The sequence below is a fragment of the Bordetella flabilis genome (assembly GCF_001676725.1).
Taxonomy (GTDB): Bacteria; Pseudomonadota; Gammaproteobacteria; order Burkholderiales; family Burkholderiaceae_B; genus Bordetella_C; species Bordetella_C flabilis.
The window spans coordinates 1489810-1506702 of record NZ_CP016172.1 but is presented as its reverse complement, the minus strand read 5'-3'; the positions used below and the strand labels follow the sequence as shown (position 1 = coordinate 1506702).

15 protein-coding genes and 1 tRNA gene are annotated in these 16893 nt (G+C 60.3%); 3 read left to right on the top strand and 13 right to left on the bottom strand.

Annotated elements, in window-relative coordinates:
• Positions 1-38 precede the first annotated feature (38 nt).
• The 4 genes from BAU07_RS06585 to BAU07_RS27100 form a co-directional block, all read right to left on the bottom strand.
• Positions 39-425 carry a c-type cytochrome gene (locus tag BAU07_RS06585; protein WP_232338260.1) on the bottom strand — a complete coding sequence of 129 codons (387 nt, stop codon included), beginning with the start codon at positions 423-425 and terminating at the stop codon, positions 39-41.
• Positions 426-748: 323 nt separating this feature from the next.
• Positions 749-2626, bottom strand: coding sequence for a DUF2075 domain-containing protein (locus BAU07_RS06580; protein ID WP_066655164.1), 1878 nt, complete (start codon positions 2624-2626; stop codon positions 749-751).
• Positions 2623-2997 (bottom strand): nucleotide pyrophosphohydrolase, encoded by a 375-nt coding sequence (locus BAU07_RS06575; protein ID WP_066655163.1) that lies wholly within the window; start codon positions 2995-2997, stop codon positions 2623-2625. The genes BAU07_RS06580 and BAU07_RS06575 overlap by 4 nt, the downstream gene beginning before the upstream one ends.
• A gap of 460 nt (positions 2998-3457) precedes the next feature.
• A tRNA-Lys gene (locus BAU07_RS27100) sits at positions 3458-3538 on the bottom strand.
• A gap of 501 nt (positions 3539-4039) precedes the next feature.
• Between BAU07_RS27100 and BAU07_RS27095 the strand changes: the two genes are divergently transcribed.
• Positions 4040-4312 carry a hypothetical protein gene (locus BAU07_RS27095; RefSeq protein ID WP_157122061.1) on the top strand — a complete coding sequence of 91 codons (273 nt, stop codon included), beginning with the start codon at positions 4040-4042 and terminating at the stop codon, positions 4310-4312.
• Positions 4313-4335: 23 nt separating this feature from the next.
• Here the strand turns inward: BAU07_RS27095 and BAU07_RS06565 are convergent, their stop codons facing one another.
• The 4 genes from BAU07_RS06565 to BAU07_RS27785 all read right to left on the bottom strand — a co-directional run bounded on the left by BAU07_RS06565 (position 4336) and on the right by BAU07_RS27785 (position 8369).
• Positions 4336-5016, bottom strand: coding sequence for a hypothetical protein (locus tag BAU07_RS06565; protein ID WP_157122058.1), 681 nt, complete (start codon positions 5014-5016; stop codon positions 4336-4338).
• Positions 5017-5467: 451 nt separating this feature from the next.
• Positions 5468-6424, bottom strand: a complete 957-nt coding sequence (locus BAU07_RS06560) for a DNA adenine methylase (protein WP_232338259.1) — start codon at positions 6422-6424, stop codon at positions 5468-5470.
• Positions 6384-8048 (bottom strand): AAA family ATPase, encoded by a 1665-nt coding sequence (locus BAU07_RS26715; RefSeq protein WP_084025439.1) that lies wholly within the window; start codon positions 8046-8048, stop codon positions 6384-6386. The genes BAU07_RS06560 and BAU07_RS26715 overlap by 41 nt, the downstream gene beginning before the upstream one ends.
• A gap of 150 nt (positions 8049-8198) precedes the next feature.
• Positions 8199-8369: an Arc family DNA-binding protein gene (locus BAU07_RS27785; protein ID WP_084025438.1), complete on the bottom strand. Its 171-nt coding sequence runs from the start codon at positions 8367-8369 to the stop codon at positions 8199-8201.
• A 287-nt stretch (positions 8370-8656) separates the two neighbouring features.
• Between BAU07_RS27785 and BAU07_RS06555 the strand changes: the two genes are divergently transcribed.
• Entirely contained in the window at positions 8657-8935 is a 279-nt protein-coding gene (locus BAU07_RS06555) for a hypothetical protein (protein ID WP_066655157.1), read from the top strand.
• Positions 8936-9005: 70 nt separating this feature from the next.
• On the opposite strand, the gene BAU07_RS26705 is transcribed toward BAU07_RS06555, so the two are convergent.
• Positions 9006-9242, bottom strand: coding sequence for a helix-turn-helix transcriptional regulator (locus tag BAU07_RS26705; RefSeq protein WP_084025436.1), 237 nt, complete (start codon positions 9240-9242; stop codon positions 9006-9008).
• A gap of 634 nt (positions 9243-9876) precedes the next feature.
• Here BAU07_RS26705 and BAU07_RS06550 point away from each other — a divergent pair.
• A complete protein-coding gene (locus BAU07_RS06550) occupies positions 9877-10596 on the top strand; it encodes a hypothetical protein (RefSeq protein ID WP_066655155.1) in 720 nt (239 codons plus the stop codon).
• Positions 10597-10636: 40 nt separating this feature from the next.
• Here BAU07_RS06550 and BAU07_RS06545 read toward each other — a convergent pair whose 3' ends face one another.
• Genes BAU07_RS06545 through BAU07_RS06530 form a run of 4 tightly spaced genes read right to left on the bottom strand, consistent with a single transcriptional unit; the run spans position 10637 to position 16589 of the window.
• A complete protein-coding gene (locus tag BAU07_RS06545) occupies positions 10637-13177 on the bottom strand; it encodes a glycoside hydrolase family 73 protein (protein WP_066655153.1) in 2541 nt (846 codons plus the stop codon).
• Positions 13178-14575, bottom strand: coding sequence for a hypothetical protein (locus tag BAU07_RS06540; protein ID WP_066655151.1), 1398 nt, complete (start codon positions 14573-14575; stop codon positions 13178-13180).
• Positions 14568-15317 carry a hypothetical protein gene (locus tag BAU07_RS06535; protein ID WP_066655150.1) on the bottom strand — a complete coding sequence of 250 codons (750 nt, stop codon included), beginning with the start codon at positions 15315-15317 and terminating at the stop codon, positions 14568-14570. Before BAU07_RS06535 ends, BAU07_RS06540 begins: the two co-directional genes overlap by 8 nt.
• 9 nt (positions 15318-15326) lie before the next feature.
• Entirely contained in the window at positions 15327-16589 is a 1263-nt protein-coding gene (locus BAU07_RS06530) for a tail fiber domain-containing protein (protein ID WP_066655149.1), read from the bottom strand.
• Positions 16590-16893: the final 304 nt, after the last annotated feature.

The window sequence follows — 16893 nt, the reverse complement described above, 5'->3', positions numbered from 1 at the left end:
GGCCTCCTTGCGTTGATCGCTTACTGCCCGCGACAGCATCAGCGTAATGTTTTAAGGAAATCCACCAAGGCAGCCCGCTCGCCGGGATTCTGGATGGCGATGAGCATGCTTGTTCCGGGAATGGCCTGGCGTGGATTGGCGAGGAACCGGTCCAGGGTGGCGTCATCCCAGACTGTGGCCGCGCTCCGCATGGCGTCCGAATACCGCGCACCCTCTACGCTGCCCGCCTTGCGACCCATCACGGCAAACAGAGTCGGTCCAACGCCGCTCTTCCCGGGTTGCACCGCGTGACAGGACGCGCACCGTTGCTGGAACAGGCGCTTTCCGTCCAATTGCTGGGCGTGACCGGGCGCCGACCACGACGTCAGGGATAGGAAAAGAGCGGCCATTCCAAGGCCACGCCATCGATTGACGTACACGTCCACGACCCCCGTCTCTGGTTCTTCGTTATTCGTCGACAGGCTATCAGCGGCGCGGCAAAAGAAAATTCATGGGAATTGCCAGGACTATGCAATTCGGATCAACAATGGCCGGCTTAGGGGTCGTTGCAGCGCCGGTGATGCGGCCGAGGCCATTCGATGTGGCTCGGCTTCCTGGGGGCGCGTGGCGCATCCTGGATGTGGGCCGCGGCGTCCCGGGGCACGTGACGCATCGCGTCCACGCAGCGATAGACATTGCGGAGCGTGAACCGTCCGCAGCAAAAAGCCCACCGCGACGGGCGGGCTTGAATGGCGCAATGTTTCCTGGGCTAGTGCGGCCGGGATAACACCGCGCGTATGCGCGCCTTCAGGTACCGGCCCAACTTCTCATCGGTTGCGTAGACATAGCAACCTTTCATGCCGCGCGTCATCAAGGTGCGATACGTGTTCTTGATGATTAAGTCCGCCAACCGTGCAGCCTCGGTCGGGTTCTCCTTCGACATCTTCACGTAACCCTTCATGGTCTTGTCGTGCCGGTCACGGGCCCGGGGCACCGAACGCACGGTGTCGCCGTCCATCACTAGGTCAGGCCCGATGATGACGCCCACATAGTCGACTTCAAGCCCCTGGCAGGTATGGATGCATCCAACCTGGCGAACGGATTCGGGGGCGACTATCCACAGGCTCCCGTCCTCTTCGAGATTCCACTGGCGCTCGTAATCGCCAATGATCACATCGGCCAGCTTGGGATTCTTCCTGCTGTTCCAAGGCCAGCAATAACCCGCCACCACGCGTGCGCGATTGTTCTGGTTCTTTGCCTCGATCGCCGCGTGTAGCGCTGCCGGATCGTCGAACACCTGAAAGTCAAAGGGAATGCCGTCCAATACCTTGTTCGCCGTGGGACGGATTTGCAGGACGTCGTCCACCCACGCCAGATAACCGTCGGAGCCGGCACAACGGAATTGCGAGGTCAGCGCATACTCCTCAACCTGCGCCCCACGGGCCGCAGCAAACTCGCGAATGACCGCCTTGGAGCCCACATCCTTGAGCGTTACACGCTGGTCCTCGTCGATGAAGAAGATACTGCACTTCGCCGCATCGATGAGTTCCTTTACCTGATGCGTGCCGAGGTTCCCGTAGAAGCCACTTTTCTCGGTCAGCCGGTGCGCTTCGTCCACCACAAGCACATCGTAGGCATCCGGCTCTATTTCAGTGAAGGAACCAGACCCACCAAATAGATTCACAAGATGCGCATTCTCGGAAGTCTGGATCAGCTTGTCGCTGTACACGGCCCGCGGTGCGGCATTCTTGGATATATATTTGACGGTCAAACCGTCACGCAGCGCCGCAAGCAAGTTCACCGCAACCACCGACTTGCCCGTTCCCGGCCCGCCTTCAACGATCACCACCCGAGGCTTGCCCGAAGCGCAAGCTTGCCGGCACGCGGCCTTGGCCGCCTCGAAAACTTCCTTCTGATCGTCGATCAGCACAAACTCGCGGTTGCCTTTCAACAGCTTGACGACCACATCCGCAAGGGTCTTCGAAGGCTTCAGGCGTCCGTTCTCAAGGTCGAACAGCACCTGCCGGCCCCGTCCGTGGCCGATGTGCTGCTTGATGAAATGACGAAGCCGCTTCCGATCTTCATCCCCCTTCAAGAACAGAGGCGCGCGCTCGATATAGGGCTGGTAGCGGGGCGCGTCAATAACGGCGTCGGCGACGTAATTATGCAGATAGGCGCAGGGACGAAGCTGAAGACCACCGTCGTAGACCGCTTCGTTGAAGCTTTCCAGGAAAGCTGTGTAAGACCATGCCTGGTAACTGGGATGCACTCGTACATCATCCGCCCTGCGGCCCCCACGCAGCAGCACGAGCGCGTCCCGATCGGTCTCGGCGACCGAAGACCACTGTTTGAGCTCGACCACGATCAGGCGACGGGACCCATCGTCAGCATGCCCCGCAAGGATCACGTCGATACGCTTGGATGTTTGCGGCAGGATAAATTCGACGGCCACGCCCACGTCGTCGGCGATGGCCGGGTCTCGGAGTACGCGAGCAATGTAGCCTAGCGACTCGCGCCACGCTCTGACCTCGGACTTGGCGACCTTGCGGCTTGTCGCCGCCTGGTACCTCGCATGAATGACGTCTTCAATATCGCGGTCGTCGTAGTCGAGCAAAAATTCCTTCTTGTCGGCCTGGTAGACGATCATGGCTTCGGCAGCTGGTCGTACTTGGTGCTGACGCCACGCGAGGCCTCGACGGGATACTTGGCCGCGTTCGCGGCAAGCTTGCTTGCCACGGCCGCGTTGAGATCAATCTCCAGCACGTCCGCGAGCCGGATAAGGTAGAGGGCCACATCCGCAATCTCATCGCGGACCGCGCCGGCAGTTGTGGGGGCCGAAGCAGCGCCGTGGGAATCCGCCTCGGTCATCCACTGGAAGATTTCGGTCAGCTCGCCGACTTCACCAGAAAGGGCCATGACCAGATTCTTGGGCGAGTGAAACTGCTGCCAATCCCGCTCTTCGGCGAACTTCCTAAGCGCCTGCGCTGCACCGTCCACATTAACCAGACTCTTTTCCACGTTCGGCCCTCCGTTTAGGACCAATTGTAACCACCATCGTGCCAGGCAATGGTCGTCACCATGTGGCCTGCGCCGCAGAGCGAGTGCGCCTCGCCCCATGTCGCGCTTCCGTTCTTGGGCCAAATATCGGTTCCACCCTGATTTCGAACGCCTAGAGCTGTCCGAGCAGCATTCGCAACGGTTATCACGGCGTTTGCGGTCCCCGTTTGAGCCTGGCACCCTGCACCCTCGATGCCTGAAATGGGCACAGGCATCTGGGAGACCCCATTCATTCAGCGCCGGCGCCTCACGAACAACGGCCCGTAAATGGCCAAGGCCTCTTGTTCGGCGGCCAAGGCCTCTCGGAACAACGGCTGCCAGCATAGACGAGGTGCGCCGCAAAGATCCGCCGCGCACAATCGCCAAAAGCAAAAGCCCACCGAAACCGGTGGGCCAGGCGCTGAAAGGGGGGAAAGAATTCTGGTGGGCTGTGAGTGGCTCGAACACTCGACCTACGGATTAAGAGTCCCACCACCCGCAAATAGGTGAAATCGGAAAGCCCCGCTACATCAACGACTTGCGGGTGTAGCCACCCCGTCAACTGCGGCGGCTTTCCCATCATTTTGGCCTGTTTTTCACCTACTCCTGGCACGTTTCTGTCACGGTCCATCGGACCGAACCTAGAATGGGCCATCCAATATCACCGAAGGATGAACGTCAGCCATGCTGGCCCATGCCTCTGACACCGAATCAATGCGATTGTTGGTCAGCGCGCTCTGTGGCCTGGCCGTGCGCTTCATCACAATCGAAAAAGCCGCCCAAAGCACTGGCTACACGGCGGCCGCCATCCGCACCAAGATCCGGGACGGAATTTGGGCGGAGGGAGATGTATGGACACGGGCCCCCGATGGCCGAATCCTGATCGATATCGAGGGATACAACGCCTGGGCCAGCCGTGCGGCCGTCAGGCACCCCCAGAAACCTACCGGAAAGCTTGGCTCCAGGCCGCCCCCGCTCGCATAGAGCCAGGTCCACGGATCCCTGAAAGGATAGGAGACGCCCCGTGCACCTCAACTTTCGCCCCGTGATCTGGGTAACTTTGGAAAAAGCATCGGAATACACTGGCCGCTCGATCCATTCGTTCCGGCGGCTCATTCGCGACGGGCATCTTGTCGAGGGAACGCACTGGAAATGGTCCCCCGACAACCGCCAGCATATCAACCTGGAGGGCTATGACCGATGGGTAGCGGAAAGCGCGTCTAAGGGATCGACGCGCGGCAGACGAAGAAACCTGTCGTCAGCTGACAAGGCAAAAGGTGAAGCCGGTAGTGAATAAGCCACGCCGCTCTGGCACCAGAACTACCACGGCAGGCCCATGTCGTCGAAGCCCAGCGTGAGCTGATGCCACGGACGATCGACGGTCATCTTGTACGGGCGCCAGGGACCGGGTGAGAAGGTAGGATCGCCGATGATCGGCTTCAGGTCCGACTGCAGCGTCACGAGCCGCTTTGCCTCGTTGAACCGAAAGTAGCAGTAAGAGATGGAGATCCGAAGCGCCTCCGCGGCGATTCGCATGCTACTCCCGCACCGCTCCAGCAGATGAAAGTATGCCGCCGCCCTGGACTCGTGAGGCGTCACGGCACCGATCGGGACCGCCGCAGCCTCCTTCGCCATAAGCTGGGCCAATGGCTCGGCCGGCTCATTGCCCACATCAGCCCGCCGACGCATTGCCGGATGGTCCTCGGTGCTGACTTCTTCGCCGTCGATTGGCTTGTCGAGCTTTACCGCATAACGGACGACTGTTTCCGTGTACTTGACGAGATGCTGGTACAGGTGGCGAAGGAGACGTTCCTGAAACTCACGGTCATCGAAGTCTGGGGGCGCGCCGACCTTCTCGGCCATCCCGACAGCCAGCAGAAGCGCCTCGCTAGCCACGTCCTCGGGGCTGTGCTCACCACCCGTCGCGCGGGAGATTCCTCTGAACCTGGACCGATGCCGTCCCGCAAACCGTTCGTATGCTTCGAAGTCGATTGAAGACATCTGCGCAACCAATTGAAAGTCAATGGAGTTGGAGCTTAGACATGGGAGGCGGACCCGACAACGGGTTAGATAATCAGGTTAGATCCAACTATTGTTGTCCCACCGCTTTCCGTATAGCAGTCATGGCAACGGATCATCCTGCACAGTGATCATTCAATGCGGTCTGGTGGACGCAAACCGAGCAGAGGACGCCACTGTGTCGGTCAACCATAAGGCGGCTGACGGTGAAGCGGATCAAGCATGAGCATCGCCACTAGTGGCTGTCCTCGGACAACGCTGACCAAAAGAACTATCCGCCCGTGCCATGCGGGGATGGGACGTATCTGCTGGGACGGGTAGTGCATTTGCATCGTGAGCTCTAAGAACAGTTGCCAGGCGGACCCAGCCTATGACTTGCGCAATGGGTGCATCCGAAGTTGTTGTAGGCACAGAGCATGAGGTTGTGTTTACATTAAGCAGCAGCCGCTAGAAAGGCCTCAAAAGCTCGGCTCGGGTCACCCAATCTTTCGCTCAAAAACATAACTTCGGATCCTTTATATCTCCGCTGGGCCGTATAGTTCAACTGGTAAGACACTGACCGGGAAAATGAATACATATCGCGAATTTCCGGGGCGTCGTCGTAAGAAACGACCCAAGGTTGTCTGAACTTTTTCTGCCTTAACAATTTTGCGATACTTATGTGGTCTTCATGCTGATAGAAGTTCCGGTAGAGGCCTGACCCCTTAACATAATAAGGAGGGTCGAGATAGACTAGCGTGCGCGGCGGCAGGTCACTCTGAGCCCGAATCAACAGGTCAAGAGCATCCTCTTCATAGACACGAATGCGCCTCGCATGCTGCCCAATACGCTCCAAACGCATGCACAGTTCGTCTCTCAAAAATCGAGCATCGAGCTTGTACGTACCTTCTTGTAATTTCCCTCCGATCACGCCGGCTTTGAGTATCCCTGAGCGGTTCGTTCGGTTCAAAAAGAGGGTTGCGAAGCCTCGATGCAACTCGGTACCTTTAGCCGAGCCCAGCATGACAGAGCGCCAGTGATGCCACGCGTCGATAGTGACAGGCTCACGAGCCACCATATCTATTAGAGCTCGGCTTTGTCGTGTCGCTACCCGCCAAAAAACTGCCACAGCCGGATCAAAATCGTTGATGTGGATCGTCTCGACGACCTGGTCCATGAGCAGTGAAAGCGCCACACCAGCCCCCCCGGCATAGGGCTCCAGATAGTGCCCTCCCTCAAGATTGTTCGCACGTATGATGGACGCAATGAGCGGAGCAAAGCGAACCTTGCCTCCTGGGTAGCGCAGCGGAGAGTAGAGCTTGTTCGAATACATGCCTGAACTATAGCGGGAGAGCGAAAGCTTGGCCAGCCTATCGAAATAGCCGTGGAGCCGTGGCGGCGACAGCGGCATCGAAGGCCGCAACGAATTCCGCAACTTCTTGTGGATGTTCTCCGGCCCAGACCCCTAGGACATCCCATTCTTTAATTTCGTCCCAATGATCCTTCCACCAGGCTTTGCTAGCCTCTCTCGCTAGGTGACCACCGACCCCGCCGTCGAAAAACGTCTTGAGGATAAGGTCACTGGAGACATTTCTCTTCTTAAACTTTCGGCACATCTCTCTTTGTGCCCCATCGTTGGCAGTGGCAATTGCAAACAGAAACGCTCGAATCGTGTTTTCCGGCGACCTCTCAACACCTTTGCTACCTCGCTTGCAAGGAAGCTTTAGCGCATTCCCACGTTTTTTTGCTGACTCAGGAATGAGTGTATCTGCATCGACGACGAGCAATCGATCTCGAAAGACGGGGTCCTTGTCCGGCAGCGCTAAGAGATTTGATCCACCTACGCCGAGCGGGATTAGCTTCAAAGAGACGCCATGAGGTGACGCGATTGTCCGCCGCGATCCAGCTGGAAGAATTGCATTCAAAAATTGCGCTCCCTCAGCATCTTCGAAATAGACGCAAAGCGCGCGCTTACGCGCCCTGCGGGTCACCGGCTCCGGGACAAGATCCATGTCTCTCAAGATTGCGGCGAGGGACTGATCTTCAGCCAACCGCGGCGCGCGGGTGTCTAGCAAGTAGATGACCCTATCTGGGGCCTTCGAGTTGCCATCCCCGTCCGGATGTACCGCTTGTATTAGTGCGGGCGAATGGGTTGTAGCAATTATCTGCAACTGGAGTTTTCGAGCGTAATGCTTGAGGACTTCAGCAAGCCTCCCAATCGCGTGCGGGTGGAATCCAACATCCATCTCGTCGATCACCAGCAATCCGCCTGGATAATTATTCCCCAATTCACGTTTAAGTCGGTTGAACGAAGCGAGCGCAGTGGCGATACTACCCAAACTATCCTGACCCATAGAAATCGCTAGCGCGTCGTGCAACTCATAGCCGGGGTGAATAGCCCGTTTCTTGGCGCCTTTTATGGAATGTTGGGTGGCACCATCGTTAACGTTGGTTCCTATGATTACAGCGCTTACCACGTCCTTCATGACATGTTTATCTTGGACGTGCATGTCCGCAACGGTGCTAGTGACCTCACGTTCGTCTGCCTCGCCTATTGAGGCGAGCCTGCGCATGCCCAAAAAAATGGTAGGCAGAGGAATTTTCGCGTCTCTGCCCACCTCATCTTCCTCGTTTTTATCAACAGTGCGAGGAACAACACGCGCACGCTGATATTTTGCACGTCGCGTCAGGGCACACCTCTTTCTAACGTCGACGTTGCCGACCGCGGCTACTACTATCGGGGATGAATTCGGATCGGCCTGCGCAATATCAACCTCTGTAAGCCCAACGTAGACGATCCTTTCTATGTTCAAATAAAACAGGTCGCCGAAGTAGCTCCGTGGCCCTGCTTCATCTGTCAACCCGAACGTGTTGGTCAGCAGTCCGAGTATCGTGGATTTACCGATACCATTATGACCAGCGATTATGGTCATCCGATCGGCGAAATCTAACTTTAGTTCTCCAAGCTTGCGAAATGGAGGCTGCCCGAACTCAATTGATCGAACTCGAATCGCACACGGTGCCGAAGCGGCCATCTTATATATCCAAGGGGTCGACGATGACAAAGTGTAATGAACACATTGCGAATCGTAAACCCTCAAGGAGCAGACGACGTCGAGTGCCCAGTCCCCTATATTGCTGCTCCAGCCCCCCTAACCTCATCGTTTGCTTAGCCCAAGGCTTATCTACGTCATCGCTTTTGCCTCGGGCTGCGCCCCCTCACCTCTTCTCGTACGATGCGACACCAGTATTCCGTGCCACCCCATGGAGGACCGGGATTGCTCTAAGCGTGCGACGATCTCCGCATTCGCTGAACGCCCATTCTGCGCCGCTATCTCGTTGATCTTATCGCGCATACCGGGCGGCAGAGCCGACACCGCTTATAAGGTGTGGCGACTTTCTCTCGAGTTCGTCCGTGAGCGCTGGCCATGACTGCCACCGCGCGCCGCGAACCGTAGCAGGCGATGACGGCACGCATGTTGCTGAAAAAATGACTACTGATTTGGGTAGTAGAAAAAAACTCGGCCATCGGCTATCCGGCGTGTTGTCCCGCCTCCTATAGCGTGGCCGCGATGCCCTTAACTCGAGCCAGAAGGCGATAGCTGATCACATCGAGATCGTCCTTATGCCACGAGGAAATCAGATGCACGATATCGACTCGTTTTCCCAAGACCAAAGGCAATTTCTCCGGCTTCTTCTCGATGATGTCAAAGGGCCGACGACAGCTGCCGCCCTTCTTCGTATCATCGAGCAGCTGGCATATGCCTTGATGCCAGATCAGGATCAGGACCAGGACCAGGACCAGGACCAGGACCAGGATCGCAACATGGTGCCCCAGGATCTGCTAAACGATTTCGACGTGTGTATGGCCGCACTCCAGCACACCAAAATTGGAGCGCTTTACAACGAAAAATCGACATAACCTTATGCTGGCACGGGCGTGCAATTGATCTGCAGCTCAGTAATTTGGTCGCCATCGAGAAAGCCGTGAATTAGTCACCAACTGGCGGTGTCGGGCCAACGGTTTTTTCCCCGCGAACTCCTTTGAGAACTACGGCGCGGGTGCCGACCCATCGCTCAATCTCGGAGGCCCGCCATCCGACAGCCTTGCCGGTCAATCCTACCGGCGAGGGAAAGTCGCCTCGCGCGATCAGCTCGTAAATGGTGGTTTTCGATACACCGACGATTTTCACCAACTCCGAAATCCGATAGATCAATGGTTGAACCATGGCTGCTCCTTGTTCAGATGCAGATACAACCAGACTCGCTTCCCAAATCAAGTTCCAATTGCATCCGCGGGGTTAGGATTCTAAAGCTCCACAAAGGCCTAGGGACAATGGCGCCGCGGTAAGCCACCCTGGAGATGGTGGCACCTTTTGGCGGCCAGATTCGGCTGGGCCGGTGTCCGGTTTTGCACCCCCGTTCGTGCGCCGCCACCATCTTCCCGGCTGGGCGCCGTCTGCCGCCGGGGGCCGCCCATTGAATCTGAACTTCCGCCCGGTCGTTGGGTAATGCTGGAAAAGGCAGCGGAACGTCCGAAGACATTTTTCCTCATGATGGAGGCGGGACGGTGCACGCCGGTCTACCACGCGCACGCGGCAGAGCCCGTGGCATCGTGACCGGCATTCGGCCGGAGGGCGCGAACGGGCACCCGTCCGGCAACGTTGCCGGACCACCAAGCTGTGACGGTGACCCTGTAGATACTCAAGCCGCATACAAACAATTAAGGGGTGCAGCTAAGAGAACTTTGGTAAAGTCACTTTTCTAAATGAAACGTCCGCCTCTGATTTATCCTATTCAGCAGCGCGCGCAAGAGGATGGCCAGTATCACGTTTGATGTCTGGCACGATCAACGGAGACGCCATGGAGCAGAAGAGAAGCTGGAAAGAGCGCATCGGCGTAGTTCTTTTGTCCTTCGTTGCGGCTGGGGGAAGTGCGGCCGGCGTTCAGGCATGGCGGCACTATCAAGCCCGGAATGATTACACGGCAGCAGGCTTTCCATCGCAACGGAGCTTTGATGCCTTCAAGCGAGAATGGGCACGCGTCGAGGCCTTGCCACAGTACGCAGAGTGGCGACGTGGAAAGGGCGCTAACGGGACTAAAGAGTCCTATGCACAACTGGCTGCAGGTGGCATATCGAGGCTGCCCGACCAGGAACTCTTGCAAAGAGCAAAAATCCTCGTAGAGGTGATGGACAACTTGAGTTCCGGCGCCTGTGCTCGGATGTTCACAGGTGACATTTCAGGACAAGAGTCCTACCGCTCCGTTATTGACGCCGTGGAGCATAGTAAAGAGCCTAATGCTATAGACGCATGGGCGAGGATATCGGCGGATGCGGCAATAGCGAATCTCCTGTCCTATCCCGTGCCTGTCATCTCTGAGCAGGAAATCAGCCGTCAATTGGGCGCCGTCTTCGCGAGACTACCGGATGCTGAACGGGAGTCCATTTATGCGCTCGTCACGCATCCCTCGTCGCTTACGGATCGACAGAAGTGCGACAGCGGTATCGCTCTATATGAGACATTGATCGGAGCCAGCAGTCCGGCCAGAGAAATAGGGCTTCGTGCGGTCATGATGGATTAGCACCCAGATATGACTTGTCGGCGTCGCCGCATTGAGCTCATCAGTCATCCATCTGAAGCAGACCCTGCATGCCCCCTGCGACCTGGCGCTGCAGAGCGGGAGACCATGCGCGCTCAGCCAGGGAGCGGACGAATTCAGGATTGGTGAGCTTCCGGGCTGCCACATTCGCCATAAGAGGAACGGCAATGGCGCTCGTCAACGCCGGCACGTTGCCTGTGAGCGCCGAGGCGATCCCGCCAGCGCCCAGCAGGTTGGCGGCCATGGCACCGCTGGTCCCGGACGGATTCGCGAAGACCTTGGAGCCATCCCGCACATTCGAGGCGACCTTGGCCACGTTGTTCAACTGGTCGAGCAGCCCGTCTTTGCCGGTCCGGCCGAAAAGAGTCTGGCGCGCGGCCGGCGATAGTCGGTTCCAGTTGGTAAGGAACGTGCTGGTAGAAAATGCGTCGCCGGCATCATTTTGCTGGCCAGGCAGCGCGCGGCCCATCCGGCGCACTACCGCGGCGGCGAGCGCGCGGCGATTTTCCTTCGGCAACGCACTGACGACCCGGCGAAGAACCGTATCGCCGTCCGCGCTGCCCATCATGGCGGCGTTGAAAATCTTCTCCGGGGTGTCGCGGCCCGCGACGCTGTCGAGCGCTTCCAGGCGCCCCAACTGGTCCTTGCTGAACTTGTTGGCCCAGCGCCAGGTGTCCGTCGCCTCCGGGCCGGCCTTCTTTGCCGCGTCGCCCAGGTCTTCCGACAGCGCGGCATACAGCGCGCGCCACTTGTCCCGCGGCACGTCGGACGTGAAAGTATGGTTGTCGATTTCCTTGCCGACGAGGGTGCGCAGCTTCTTGATCGACTCGTAAGGCAGCGTCGCCGGCGCGCGCGGCGGTTGCCCGGGCAGCCGATGACCGTAAGGGATTGGCGCGGACGAAAGGTCGGAGTTCAGTGCCTTCTCGATGCCTTCGATGCGCCCATTCTTGAACATCGCCGACAGCGCCGGCGCACCGACGATGTCGGAGTTCAGGGCGTTCAATGCGGCCTTGGTACGTGCTACCGCGATTGGCGTCGACGCTGGTAGATACTGGTCGAGCTTATCGTACAGGTGCGTCTGTAGGCCCTTCACGCCCGCCTTGAAGTCGTCCAGGCCGCTGGCAATGGCTTCGCCTGCCTCGACAGTTCCAGCATTCGGCGTCAGGCCCTTTACGACGTCATCCACACCGCCAGAAATGTCGGCCGCCTGGTTGATTGCCTTCCGGTTCATAACGCCGGCCCCGCCGGGCGTACGCGAGAGGACGCTATCGAGCGCTTGCGCGATACGTCCCTGCGTCGCCTGGCCAACGGTCGGAGTCGTCCCCGCGGCATTGAAGGCGTCGATGTTGGCCAGCATGTTGGGCCGGTTCGCGTCGGTAGCTCCCAGCACGGCGCGGGTGGCTTGCCGGCCGAGGCCCAGAAGCATGGCGGGTCCAACGCCGCCCGCCAGCGCGGCGCCGACTTGGGCCATCGGACCTGCGCCAGATTCGCGCGCCGCACCGCCCGCTGCGCCGCTCGCGGCAGCGCTGGCCACCTGCGCGCCAGGTGCGGCCGACAGCAGCGATGCAATGCGCTGGCCGGCGGACGTCACCAGCGGGTCTACCACGCGACGCGCGGCCCCAGCAACACCGGCCGCCCCCGCCATGCTGCCGGCGACATCCTGCGCGACCCGTTCTCCGGCATTCTTCGGCTCGGGCAGCCCCAGGGCGGACAACGCGGCGCCGACATCAGCCTTGGGCAAATCCCCACCCAGCGCGTTGACCCCGCTTATCACGCCGTTCACAGCCGCCTCGGGGAGCGCGGCCAGGCCAGTGATGCCTGCGCGCGCCGTCAGCCCTATCTGGCGCGCCCATTCCTTGGGATCGTGGACACCGCGGAGGATGCCCGCCGCCCCCTCTCCCTGGCTCGGCTGAGCGCCCGGTGCCGACGTCGCCGGAGGCTCGCCAGCCATTTCGATCCGCATGACGCCGTCAGGCCCGCGGCTTGTTGTCGTGCCGTTGCCTACGCTGTCGAATTGGTCAAAAGGGTTGCCGCCTTGCGCTGGCGCGGCGCCCCGCTTTTCGTCGAAACGATCGAATGCGTTGGGCGCAGGCGCGGCGTCGGCACTGGGAAGCGCCGCGGCCGCGATGCTATCGGCGATGCCGCCGGCCTTGCGCACGACATCAGCGGCAGCCGCCAGCTTTCCAACGTAATCCGGATCCTCGGCATAACCGCCAGCCTTGAGCCCGCTCGCGAATTTCGTAGCATCCGCTCCGGCGCCGAGGGCGCTGCGATACGCCGGGTTGCCCCCGATCAGGTCGACATAGTCCAGCCCGAACGCTTCCGGCGACTCGTAGGTGCGGTACCGGTCGCGCGACCCCGTCATGTTGTCCGTCGCCGCCGTCCCGCCGCCAGAGAAGTCCTTGATGTTCCCCAGGTTGTTGGTGCCCGGGATAACGCTCTTGCCCCATCCCGTTTCTAGGCCCCATTGCCCCAGCAATACATCAGGATCGACGCCCAGCGCGTTCCCGACTTGCTTCGCAACCCCGGCGTACTGCTGCTTGAACTGATCCGGCGTGGCCATTTATTTGCTCCCAAGGACGCGCGCGGCCGCGCCGCGCCCATACTTCTGGTCGAACTGTGCCGCCAGGTTCGGGTTGTTTCGCAAATACTCAGCCGCGGCGGCGGGCACGGCGGCACCGGCCGAGGGCGCAGGCGCGCCCCCTCCGGCCGGCGGGGCAACACCATACTTCTGCTGATACGCCTGCTGCGCCCGGGAAATCAAGCCGTCCGCGTAGTCGGCCACTTGCTTGAGGCCCGCGCGCAATTGTGGCGTCGACGTCGTCGTATCGAGCGCGGCCAGATTGTTCTGCAGAAGATCCAATTCGCGTTCCGATATAGATCCGAGCGCCCCGCCGGTTTTGGATGCATCCCGCATCGCCTGCAACACCGAAAACCCGATCTGCGACTTCAGGGAATTGAGCTGATTCTTCAGGTCCGATTGCTTGCTGCCGGGGTAGCTGGGAGTATTGCCCCATATGCCGTCCAGCGTGGACAGGTCCGGATCCGCAGCCAGTTGACGTGCCAGCGTCCCCATGCGGCCAACGTCGGTCGAAATGTTGCCAAGGGCACTTTGATCGGCGATCTGCGTTTGCTGCCGCGCGCGCTCTTGTTGTTGAGCCGCGAGCGCTTCCTTCCCTTTGACCGGCGCGCCGTCTGAGCCGGTCAGTGGTGTCATGGTTCCCGACGCCAGGTCCGCGAGCACGAAGCCATCCGGGGTCTCGACGACCTGGGTCTTTGGCTGTGCAAAGTTCCTGCCAATGTTGGAAGGATCGTTGGCGTTGAACACGGTGCCATTCGGCGCGACGGTCGGCTTGGGGCCGAAAACGTCGTACATCGCCTTGTAGTTGGCGGCGTGTTCTGGATCCAGCGCGACGAGGCGGCCGTACTTCTCCGGCGTCATGCTTATACCGCCCGAAGACTGGGCGGGGGCCGATAGGGGAGCCCCAGGCGGCGCCCCCACCGGCGCCGAAAGGGGCAGCGATTGCGCGGCCGGAGGCGAAACAGGCGAGCCGGGGGGCGGCGCGGCCGGCGCACCTGCGAGCGGCGCGGCGCCAGGTACCGGCACTGCACTGCCCGCAGCGCCGCCTGTCAGGCCTGCGAGCTCCTGCATAACCGCGGCTTGGCGCGCCATTTCCAGCCGCTTGGCCTGTAGCTGCTGCGCAGTGAGTGCGCCCTTCAGAGAACTGTCGATCGAGCTGCTGTAGGCCTGCTGTGCGCCTCGGAAGCCTTGCGCCAAGCCTTGGCCGAGCGTGCGCGGCGTCGACGACCAGGCGCCAGCATCCAACAGGCCGGCGGCCATGTTCATCAATGCGTTGCCGCGCGCGCTATCCAGGCCCGACTGCCCAATGATCGGCGCCAGCATGTCGTCGCCCGATCCGCCGAGCAAGCCGCGCCAGGACGACATATCGGTATCAGCCATTTTGATCCCACCCATAGAGAAGGCCCAGCATCTGCTGTGGCGTGTACTTCGGTCGTTGAATTGTTATCTCAGGCTGCTGCAGCGATACCTGCGGCGTTTGCTGCGGCTGTCCCTGCTGCGCCATCGAATTGCCCATGCGGGCCAACTGCATGAACTGCTCGGCCGACAAGCCGCTCGATCCGGCTGCCGCCGGCAGCGTGGCGGCGCTGGTGCCAGTAGCCCCCATGCCCATGCCCGCGGTGCCGGTGCCGAGACCCTCCGCCAGCGGTGACGCATACGCCGCCGTGGTGTCGAACATGCCGTTCCCCAGCAGGCCGGTGCTAATCCCGCTACCCGCCCCGCCAGTACCCGCGCCGGTAGCGCCGGCCGTGCCCGCGCCCCCCGCCGCGCCGCCGGCACCCATCCCACCCAATAGCGCGCCGCCGCCGTAGACCGCACCCGCGAGCGCGCCAAGGGTGTCCACCGGCTTATTTGCGATCCAGTCCCCTGCCTTGTCGACGATGGGAATGCGTCGTACCGGGTTGATGGTCTTGTCGATCTTCTCGAAGGGTTGCATCACCTTCGATATACCGGAGTTGGCCAGCTCCGGAATCTTGTTGGACACCAGGTTGGTCCACTTATCGCCGAAGATCCACGACAGAGGGTCCGTGTACTTTTGGCCGAACGATCCGAGCGCGCCGATCGGCGACTGGTGGTTGTCGCCGTCCGCGCTGTTGCCGAGCAAGCTATCGAATAGCCCCATGACGATCCCCTACTTGCTCACTTGCCGTTCAAGACGCTGCAATTTCTGCGCCAAGCCCTTGGTGGCCGCCATGTTCACGCCGATCGCGTCCATGTACGGGATCATGTGTCCGTCGCCGCCGAAATTCTTTGCGAAGTCCTGGGCATACATGCCGACGTGCTTTCCCCCGCCGATGCCGAGATTGGGCTTATAGCGCCAGCTGTCCATCCGCGTGTCGCGCACCTTATCCGCGATGGCCTCGGTGTCGACCGGCGCCTTGTCCGTCTTCAGATCCTCGTCGGAGAAATAGCCCATGAGGCCGCCGAGGCCAGCGCCCAGTCCCTGGTACATACCGTTGTTCGTGAACATGCTGGTCACAAGGCCACCGCCCAGCGCCCCGCCCAATGCACTGGAGCCGCTATTCTGGTACATCGGCGTCGTCGTGGAACCGCCCATGTTCGGCGTCATGCCAAGGGCCTGCTCCAAGATGCCCAGCTGCTGCTGCGGATAGCCTCGCTGATCCTGGAACTGCTGATAATCCCAGTTGTTTTGGTTCTGAGCCTGCTGTTGCTGCTGGTTCCCGGTCTGCAGGACGGCGTTGCCGTTGTTAAGCTCGTTCTGTTGGTAGCCCGCGCCCAGCGTGCCCAATAGCCCGGCGCCCTGAAGGTTCAAGCCAGCGCCAGACAGCCCGGCAGCCTGGTTAGACTGCTGCGCCGTCAAGTTGCGATTGGCGTCGTTGTTGAACTGGTTTTGCGCATTGGAATACGCACTGTTGTTCAGGCTCGCCAGCGTCTGCGCCTGCACTTGCTGCGCGTTACGGTTGGTCTCGGCGTCCATCACGCCCTGCCGCGCGCCACCGAAGGCGCCCGCATTGGTTGCCGCGCCGCCGTTGTTCTGAAGCTGGATTTGTCGTTGCCGGTCCAGCTCGGACATTGTCGCGTCCGTCACGTCTTTGGTGTACGGGCTCATGTAGCCGGCCAGTGCATCCGGCGTCTGGCTTTGCGCGGAGACTTGCTGCGGCTGATAGGCCATGCCCGCGCCGGCACCTTGAATGCCTTGCCGTATCGCCTGGCCGCCATAGTTGTTCTGTGCGGCCTGCTGGACCATCCCAATGCCCAGGTTCTGAGACCCGTTCATCGGCGCGACACCCTGGCCAGAATATGGCTGGTAGGGCAGTCCCGCGACTTGCTGGGCCTGCTGATAATTCGACTGCCCGGCATCCTCCATCCACTGAGGAATGTCGTACTTTACGGTTTGAGTGCTGCTTCCGCCGCCGCCGCCGCCTTTACCCATTTTGGAGCTCCTTGCCGAGCACGGTCCATTTTGGAACGTACCCTAGACCCTTGAGAAAACTGCGCTCCCATCCGCGACGACCCGCAAGGGTCATCCGAGTGCAGCCCAAATCTTTGGCCCATGCCTCAACGCATGGCACCATCTCTTTGAGTTCGTCGAGGTCTCCGCCGGCAAGGAAAAACTGACATGCCTTCAGTCGCGGGTAGACAACTATCTCAGTCACTATCACGGCCCGCTTGCCGGGCCATAGCTGAAAGTGGCCCGCCTCTACACCGTCTTCGATGTCGCTAAGCGTGTGCGTGCC

Coding starts and splice junctions, on each gene's coding strand:
- BAU07_RS06555 (WP_066655157.1), top strand. CDS start 8,657: ATGCACGATATCGACTCGTTTTCCCAAGACCAAAGGCAATTTCTCCGG.
- BAU07_RS06540 (WP_066655151.1), bottom strand. CDS start 14,575: ATGGCTGATACCGATATGTCGTCCTGGCGCGGCTTGCTCGGCGGATCG.
- BAU07_RS26715 (WP_084025439.1), bottom strand. CDS start 8,048: ATGGCCGCTTCGGCACCGTGTGCGATTCGAGTTCGATCAATTGAGTTC.
- BAU07_RS06545 (WP_066655153.1), bottom strand. CDS start 13,177: ATGGCCACGCCGGATCAGTTCAAGCAGCAGTACGCCGGGGTTGCGAAG.
- BAU07_RS06530 (WP_066655149.1), bottom strand. CDS start 16,589: ATGGGTAAAGGCGGCGGCGGCGGCGGAAGCAGCACTCAAACCGTAAAG.
- BAU07_RS27785 (WP_084025438.1), bottom strand. CDS start 8,369: ATGCGCGATAAGATCAACGAGATAGCGGCGCAGAATGGGCGTTCAGCG.
- BAU07_RS06535 (WP_066655150.1), bottom strand. CDS start 15,317: ATGGGGCTATTCGATAGCTTGCTCGGCAACAGCGCGGACGGCGACAAC.
- BAU07_RS26705 (WP_084025436.1), bottom strand. CDS start 9,242: ATGGTTCAACCATTGATCTATCGGATTTCGGAGTTGGTGAAAATCGTC.
- BAU07_RS06560 (WP_232338259.1), bottom strand. CDS start 6,424: ATGCCGCTGTCGCCGCCACGGCTCCACGGCTATTTCGATAGGCTGGCC.
- BAU07_RS06550 (WP_066655155.1), top strand. CDS start 9,877: ATGGAGCAGAAGAGAAGCTGGAAAGAGCGCATCGGCGTAGTTCTTTTG.
- BAU07_RS06565 (WP_157122058.1), bottom strand. CDS start 5,016: ATGTCTTCAATCGACTTCGAAGCATACGAACGGTTTGCGGGACGGCAT.
- BAU07_RS06580 (WP_066655164.1), bottom strand. CDS start 2,626: ATGATCGTCTACCAGGCCGACAAGAAGGAATTTTTGCTCGACTACGAC.